Below are 7724 nucleotides of genomic sequence, written 5' to 3'. Positions count from 1 at the left end.
TGTGATCGGTGACAGCGTGCAGGTTGTGGGCGATATTTCCGGCTCCCCCGGCACCCTCGGGCGCATCGTAAAACTCAACGAGCGTCACACCCTGCTGCGGCGCAGCGCGGATGACAGCGACAAAGTTGAGCGGGTGATGGTTGCTAACGCCACCCAAATGCTGATCGTGGTTGCCGCCACCAATCCTGAGCCGCGGGTAGGGTTGGTGGATCGCTCCCTCGCAGCCGCCTACGACGCCGGTATTAAACCGCTGCTGTGCATCACCAAAACGGATCTGGCTGACCCCAGCGAGTTTTTGTCGCACTTCGCGGCTCTTGAGGTGCCGGTTTTCCGCTCTTCTGCCGCCGCCCCGCCGCTGGCGGAACTGGGCGCCGCGCTGCGCGATAACGTCACGGTTTTCATCGGCCACTCCGGAGTCGGAAAATCAACTCTGATTAACGCCCTGGTGCCCGCTGCTAACCGCGCCACCGGCCACGTCAACGCGGTAACCGGCCGCGGTAGACACACCTCTTCTTCCTCTGTGGCACTGCGGTTCGGCTCTTCTAACTCTGGTTCAGGATGGGTTATCGACACTCCAGGAGTGCGCTCTTTCGGGCTCGGGCATATCAGCACCGCAAACGTGATTGGCAGCTTTCAAGATTTGGCTGCGGTTATTGCCGAGTGTCCACGCGGATGTTCTCATGCAGCTACAACGCCCGACTGTGAGCTCACGTTGCAGCAGGACAAACTCACCGCGGCACAGCAGGCACGCCTGCAATCGCTGCGGCGCTTGCTCGGAGTTGCCGCTAGCCCAGCATTTTCTGAGCAGCAGCAATTAACATGATGTTATGACTGAACTGTTAGCTGCTGGCGATCCCGCCCCAGAATTTGCTCTCCCCGACCAGACAGGTACCCTAGTTTCCAGCGCCGAGCTACGCGGCAAACCAACCATTATTTTCGTGTACCCGGCGGCGATGACCCCGGGCTGCACCAAAGAAGCGTGTGACTTCCGAGACAGCAGCGCCGCCCTCAGTGCTGCGGGGTACCAGGTGCTCGGACTGTCGAAAGACACGGTCACAAAGCAAGCTAAGTTCGCAGAGCGCGATGGACTCACCTATCCCCTGTTGAGCGACCCAGATTTGGAGCTGCATCGAGCATTAGGGGCTTACGGCGAAAAGAAGCTCTACGGTCGAGTTAGTACCGGGGTGATTCGATCCACCTTCATAATTGACGAAGACTGGCGCCTCGTGCATGTGCTGCGCAATGTGAAAGCGACCGGTCATGTGGCTCGAATCCGCAAGCTTGTCGGGCTTGATGATTAGCCCAGCCGTGCGATTATTCCATTGCTGTCATCGGCCGCACCTTAATAGCGGCTATTAGACCGATAAGCGCGAATAGCAGCACCGGCACGGCTGGCCACTGTGGCCCCAAAAGTCCTTGCAAAATCCCGAGACCGACTCCGAAAGTGCCAACCTGCACAGTAAGAGCCGCTGAGCGTGCCTTCGCGGCTTTTTTAAACGCCCCTACGAGAGTGAAAACCAGCAGCGCTAGCGCCGCGAGAGCCATCAAAAAGAGTCCCAGCAAATCTTGGAACGGCTCGTCCTTAATCCGTAACATTGCGCTGCCTGTGACATAGGAAAACCAGAGGCACCCCAGCAGCTGCACCGTCAACACCACCTGCAGCACACCCCAGGGTCCCTTACCTTTGTCTGATGTATTTTCCTGGTCTGACTTGGAGTTTTCTAACAAAATAATCTCTTTTTTCTTGTCCAAAATGCTTGAAATTTTTCCGCTGGTGTGTCACCATTTTAGTCGTGGCATTTGCAAAATAAGTATCTTGCAACTATTACTAAAAAATTTGTTATATATCGAGAGGAAACTATGGATTGGCGCGAACAATCAGCGTGCTTAACCGTTGACCCGGAGCTATTCTTCCCGGTCGGCAATACCGGACCAGCCCTAGACCAAATTGAACGCGCGAAAGCAATTTGTGCGAGCTGTAAAGTCACGAATCAGTGTTTGGATTACGCTATCCACTCCAATCAAGATCATGGCGTGTGGGGCGGCCTGTCTGAAGATGAGCGCCGCGCTTTAAAACGCCGTACGGCTCGCGCCCGTCGCGCCGCAGCAGTATAACCATTCCTGCCTGCGGCACTGGCGCCGCATCAGGAGCAACCATAATTTAATACCGCAATATAACTTCACACAACGTAATTTTGGGGATCACCTAAACCAGGTGATCCCCAAAATTATTTAAACTGCAGCGATTTGCTGCGCACCGCCAGCTTCCAATTTGCCAACCAGTTCCCCGGTCGCGCCACCAATCAGCCCAAGCTGCGCATACTGCTCCAGCCGACCGCGCGAATCAGCAATATCGAGATTACGCATGGTCAGCTGCCCGATACGATCGTCCGGGCCGAAAGCAGCATCTCCTACCCGCTCCATCGACAATTTTTCCGGATGGTAGCTGAGGTTTGGGCCGGTGGTATTCAAGATAGTATAGTCATCACCACGACGCAGCCGGAGTGTCACTTCCCCAGTAATTGCCGAGGCAACCCAGCGCTGCAGGCTTTCGCGCAACATCAGTGACTGTGGATCAAACCACCGCCCCTCATACATCAAGCGGCCCAGGCGACGACCCTGTTCATAATAGGTCTCAATCGTGCTCTCGTTATGGATAGCGTTCAGCAGTCGCTCGTAGCAGATATGCAGCAGCGCCATCCCCGGGGCCTCGTAGATGCCACGGCTCTTGGCCTCAATGATGCGGTTTTCAATCTGGTCACTAACGCCGAGCCCGTGCCTACCACCAATCGCATTGGCCTCCAACACTAAAGCCACCGGATCATCATAGGTGACACCGTTGATGGCAACCGGACGGCCTGACTCAAAACGCACAGAAACCTCTTCGGTTGCCACGGGTACATCTTCGCGCCACGCGGCAACACCCATAATCGGCTCGACAATATCCAAGCCCTGGTCAAGGTATTCAAGAGTTTTAGCTTCGTGAGTTGCACCCCAAATGTTAGCGTCGGTGGAGTATGCTTTTTCAGTTGCATCTCGGTACGGGTACCCGTGCGCAACCAGCCACTCACTCATCTCTTTACGACCACCCAGCTCACCCACAAACTGTGAATCCAGCCACGGTTTGTAGATACGCAGCGCTGGATTCGCCATCAAGCCGTAGCGGTAGAAACGCTCAATATCGTTGCCTTTATAGGTGGATCCATCACCCCAAATCTCCACCCCATCTTCCTTCATGGCGCGTACCAACATAGTGCCGGTAACCGCCCGTCCCAGCGGGGTGGTATTGAAATAGGTTTTACCTGCGCTGCGAACGTTAAAAGCACCGCACTGCAACGCCACAAACCCCTCTTCTACCAGCGGCAGTTTGGCGTCAATCAGCCGCGCAATTTCAGCCCCGTAAAGCTTAGCGCGCTCCGCCACCGAGTCAATTTCCGGCTCATCGTACTGTCCGATATCTGCGGTGTAAGTGCACGGAATCGCACCACGGTCACGCATCCACGCAACAGCACAAGAAGTATCCAAACCACCAGAGAAAGCAATGCCAACCCGTTCACCGACGGGCAGCTCAGAAAGTACCTTAGACATACTTCCATCTTAGCGCCGAAAAATGCTACAGCTACCGGCATTGACCGAATCTTTACAACCCACCTGCGCCGCAGCCGGTTTCGCCTTACACCCACCTAACCGCGGTAGAATTAACTAGCTATGTCTTCACCTGCAACACCGCAAATTACTTTTCCCGAAGAGCTGCCCGTCAGCGCCATGCGTGACACCATCGCGCGCGCCGTGGCAGCGCACCAGGTGGTAATTGTTGCGGGCGAAACCGGCTCCGGTAAAACCACCCAGCTGCCCAAAATCATGTTGCAGCTGGGGCGCAAAGCAATCGTGCACACCCAGCCACGACGTATTGCTGCGCGCGCCGTTGCTGAGCGCATCGCCGAAGAACTCGGCACTGACCTCGGTGAACTTGTCGGGTATCAGGTGCGCTTTACCGACACCAGCTCTAAAGCCACAAAAATTAAGCTCGTCACCGACGGTATCCTACTCAATGCGATTCACCATGACCGACTGCTAAAAAGCTACGATACCGTCATCATCGATGAGGCGCACGAGCGCAGCCTGAACATTGACTTTTTGCTCGGTTACCTCCGCACCATTCTGCCGCGGCGCCCTGATCTGAAAGTGATTATTACTTCGGCGACCATCGACCCGGCATCATTCGCCAGCCACTTCGCTGACCGCCACGGCAACCCGGCGCCGGTTATTGAGGTCACCGGCAGAAGTTACCCGGTAGAAATCCGCTATCGCTCCCTGCTCCCAGAAACTCCTGAGCAACCACCGCTGGATGTTTACGAAGCCCTGTGCTTAAGCGCTGCAGAGCTACTAATAGACACCCCAGGCGATATCCTGGCATTCTTTGCCGGAGAAGGTGAAATTAAAGACGCCAAGGAGGCGCTGCAGGGCTACTTCCAGACCCATAAAAACCGCATCCCACAGGGAAAGACGCTGGAGATTCTGCCGCTTTACGGTCGCCTTTCCGCGGCCGAACAGCATCGGGTTTTCAGTCGCACCCCGGCGGACAAACGCCGCATCGTGCTCGCAACTAACGTTGCCGAAACCTCGCTAACCGTGCCCAATATCACCGGAGTCATCGACACCGGCACTGCCCGCATCTCGCGCTACTCCAGTCGCAGCAAAGTACAGCGCTTGCCAATCGAAGCCATAGCGCAGGCAAACGCCACCCAACGTGCGGGCCGCGCCGGGCGATTAGCGCCGGGAGTCGCGATCCGCCTCTACAGCGAAGCAGATTTTAACCGTCGGCCACTGTTCACAGATCCCGAGATTCTGCGCACTGGCTTAGCCTCGGTGCTATTACAAATGTATGCGTTAGAGCTCGGCGATGTTAAAAAGTTTCCGTTTCTGACACCGCCAGATCAGCGGGGGGTGCGCGACGGCATCGCGCTGCTGACCGAGTTGCACGCGATTAACAACGGCAGGCTCACCGCGATCGGCCACAGCCTCGCCCGGATTCCACTCGAACCCCGATTTGCCAGAATGCTCATCGAGGGGCTGCGCTACGACCTCACTGAGCGCATGATTGCGCTGGTTGCGGGGCTCACAATCGCTGATGTGCGCGAGTATCCGGAGGCAGAACGCGAGCAGGCCGCGGCATTGCACAATCGCTTCAAAGATCCGCTCGGCGATTTACACAGTCTGCTCAACCTCTACGATTATCTGCGCAAAACTCAGCAGGAGCTTGGCTCCAGCGCGTTTCGCAGGCAGCTTAAAAGTGAGTATTTAAATGTGCTGCGGATCCGCGAATGGTTTGATTTGGTATCCCAGTTGCAGCGCAGTGTGCGTGATTTGCGCCTCCCGGAAAGGCTTTTGCGACGTGATGCACAGGCCCCAACCACGGCCGCGGAGCTGATTTCATACTGCGCGCTGGCTGGGCTGCTCAGCCATCTCGGGGTGCGCGATGAGCGCAGCACCGCCGCCGCAAAATTTGCTGCCCTACAAAAACGAGGCTCGAAGCGCCGCGCTGTAACCGAATATTTGGGCAGTCGCGGAGTGCGGTTCGCGCTGCATCCGAGTTCTGCACTGGCGAGTAAACCCCCGGAAACAGTGATGAGTGTGGAGCTGGTCGAAACCCGCCGCCTCTTCGCACGCGGCAACACCGCGGTGAACGCGGCTTGGGCAGAAGCCCTTGCCGGCAAGCTCGCAAAAACCAGTTTTTCTGAGCCGCACTGGAGCAAAAAACACGGCGCCGCGATGTGCTACGAACGTGTCACCCTCTACGGGGTGCCGCTGGTGGCTGGCAGGCTGGCACCGCTGCGGCGCTACGACGCGGCGCTGGCCCGCCAGCTATTCATTCGTGAGGCACTGGTTGCAGAGAACTGGAATCAAGATTATCCGTTTCTACGGCACAACGCCCAACTGCGCCGCAAACTCCAAAATCTCGAAGAGCAGACACGCAAACGCGGCCTCATCGGCGGCGACGAAGAAGTTTACGCTTTCTACTCTGAACGCCTACCGCAGCAAGTGTGCAGCAGCACCGATTTTGCAGCGTGGTGGCGCAGCGCGGGTAAGAAACAACCGAAGCTGCTCAACCTGCGAGAATCTGACCTGCTTGAGAGCACGGCGCAGCAGGAGCTAGACCACGATGCCTCCCAGTATCCGCGGGTGTGGAGCTTCGGGGAGCAGCAGTTGCAGCTGCGTTACCGTTTTGACCCTACCGCGGCAGATGACGGTGTCACCGTGGTGGTGCCGTTGCCGCTGTTGCCGCAGCTGCGTGCGGAACAGTTCACACAGCTGGTGCCCGGGATGCGGCACGAACTGGTGGCTGCGCTGCTCAAAACCCTGCCAAAACACATTCGCAAGCACGTGGTGCCCGCAAATGAGTGGGCCACTACCCTGCTGCGCGAAATTGAGCCGGAGCTGCCTGACACTGCTGCGGCGTCTGCGGCTGGTGGATCCACCTCCCCCACCTCTAACAGTGAACACAAGGCAGAGCTACAGACACTGTTACCGCTGCTGGCTAATGCCGTGAAAAGGCACGCCTCGCTGCCGGTGCTACCGCAGGATTTCGACCTGTCACGCCTGCCGGGGCACTTACTGCCGACTTTCCGGGTGGTTGACACCCGCGGCCGCGTCATCGCCAGCGGCAAAGAGCTGGAGCAGTTGCAGCGCGACCAGGCGCACCGCAGCACCGCGAGCGTTGCCAACAAAACCACCCAGCAGCTGCCGCCGCAGCAGCACCTGGAGCGCAGCGGTTTGACGGCCTGGCCGAATAGTAGCTCCGCAGCAACTGAACCGCTCACGATTCCGCGGCAGCTAAGCGCCAAACTGCAGCCGGGGCGAGGCTATGCCAGCAGCGGCACCGTAAAAGCTTTCCCGGCGCTGATAGACCGCGGCAAAACCGTTGATTTAAAGCTTTTCACCACCGCGGCCGCGGCCCGGCAGCAGCACCCCTACGGAGTTGCGAGGCTGCTGACGCTGACAACCGCACCGCTGCACAGCTACATTAAAGATCACCTGTCACAGCGGGAAAAGCTGCAACTGGCTTACAGCCCGTACCGTACCCTTGATGACCTGATCAGCGACCTCGCACTCGCCGTAGCGCACTCCTGCGCCGCAGAAATCAGCCCAGACGGGCTGATCTACGAACCAGCAGAATTCGCCCAGGCCCAGCAGCTTTTCGAACGCCGCATGTTTGCGGAGAGTTTCAACCTGATGGAGCAGCTGGCGACGCTGTGTGAAACTGCCAGGGAAGCGAGCAAAGCAATTACGGCGGCAAAATCGCTCACGGTGCTGCCGTTGGTGGCAGACGCAACCGAGCAGCTGCGCAATCTGTGCTACGCGTCCGCCAAGGGCAAGGGTTTTATCTCGGAGGTGGGAATTGCGAGGCTGCCGCGCATCCGCGTCTATCTACAGGCGCTTATCCAGCGTATGCAGCAGCTGCCTCACAGTGCAGGACGCGACAGTGCCGCCCTGCACACGCTGCAGACGCTCACCAGCGACTACCTTGCCTCCGGCGGCACGCTGCCGCTCACATCGGCAGTTGCACCAGAGTTGCAAGAGGTGAGGTGGTTGTTAGAGGAGCTCCGCGTCAGTTTGTATGCACAGCAACTGGGCACCGCCGGCAAGGTGTCGCCAGAGCGCGTCAAAAAGGCACTCGCCGCGCTGCCTAAAACGCCCTAACCACGCAACTTAGCGCAGTTTCC

Annotated in this window: 6 protein-coding genes; 4 read left to right on the top strand and 2 right to left on the bottom strand. The window is 57.8% G+C overall.

Annotation, left to right across the window (positions count from 1 at the left end):
• Positions 1–823 (top strand): ribosome small subunit-dependent GTPase A (gene rsgA / locus F5897_RS01575; protein ID WP_183304235.1); only part of this gene is annotated, 823 nt, incomplete at its 5' end.
• A gap of 4 nt (positions 824–827) precedes the next feature.
• Positions 828–1301, top strand: coding sequence for a peroxiredoxin (locus tag F5897_RS01570; protein WP_183304234.1), 474 nt, complete (start codon positions 828–830; stop codon positions 1299–1301).
• A 13-nt stretch (positions 1302–1314) separates the two neighbouring features.
• Here the strand turns inward: F5897_RS01570 and F5897_RS01565 are convergent, their stop codons facing one another.
• Positions 1315–1752 (bottom strand): hypothetical protein, encoded by a 438-nt coding sequence (locus tag F5897_RS01565; protein WP_183304233.1) that lies wholly within the window; start codon positions 1750–1752, stop codon positions 1315–1317.
• Positions 1753–1860: 108 nt separating this feature from the next.
• Here F5897_RS01565 and F5897_RS01560 point away from each other — a divergent pair, with 108 nt between their 5' ends.
• The gene (locus F5897_RS01560; RefSeq protein ID WP_124824260.1) at positions 1861–2115 is read left to right on the top strand and encodes a WhiB family transcriptional regulator; all 255 of its coding nucleotides are present in this window, start codon (positions 1861–1863) and stop codon (positions 2113–2115) included.
• 117 nt (positions 2116–2232) lie between these two features.
• On the opposite strand, the gene argG is transcribed toward F5897_RS01560, so the two are convergent.
• Entirely contained in the window at positions 2233–3588 is a 1356-nt protein-coding gene (gene argG / locus F5897_RS01555; RefSeq protein WP_124824261.1) for an argininosuccinate synthase, read from the bottom strand.
• A 120-nt stretch (positions 3589–3708) separates the two neighbouring features.
• Here argG and hrpA point away from each other — a divergent pair, with 120 nt between their 5' ends.
• Positions 3709–7701 (top strand): ATP-dependent RNA helicase HrpA, encoded by a 3993-nt coding sequence (hrpA, locus tag F5897_RS01550; RefSeq protein ID WP_183304232.1) that lies wholly within the window; start codon positions 3709–3711, stop codon positions 7699–7701.
• The last annotated feature ends 23 nt before the right edge of the window (positions 7702–7724 follow it).

It is taken from the genome of Canibacter oris (assembly GCF_014197205.1).
GTDB classification, from domain to species: Bacteria; Actinomycetota; Actinomycetes; order Actinomycetales; family Microbacteriaceae; genus Canibacter; species Canibacter oris.
Note: the sequence above shows the minus strand (reverse complement) of the source record. Positions and strands in the feature narration are given on the sequence as shown.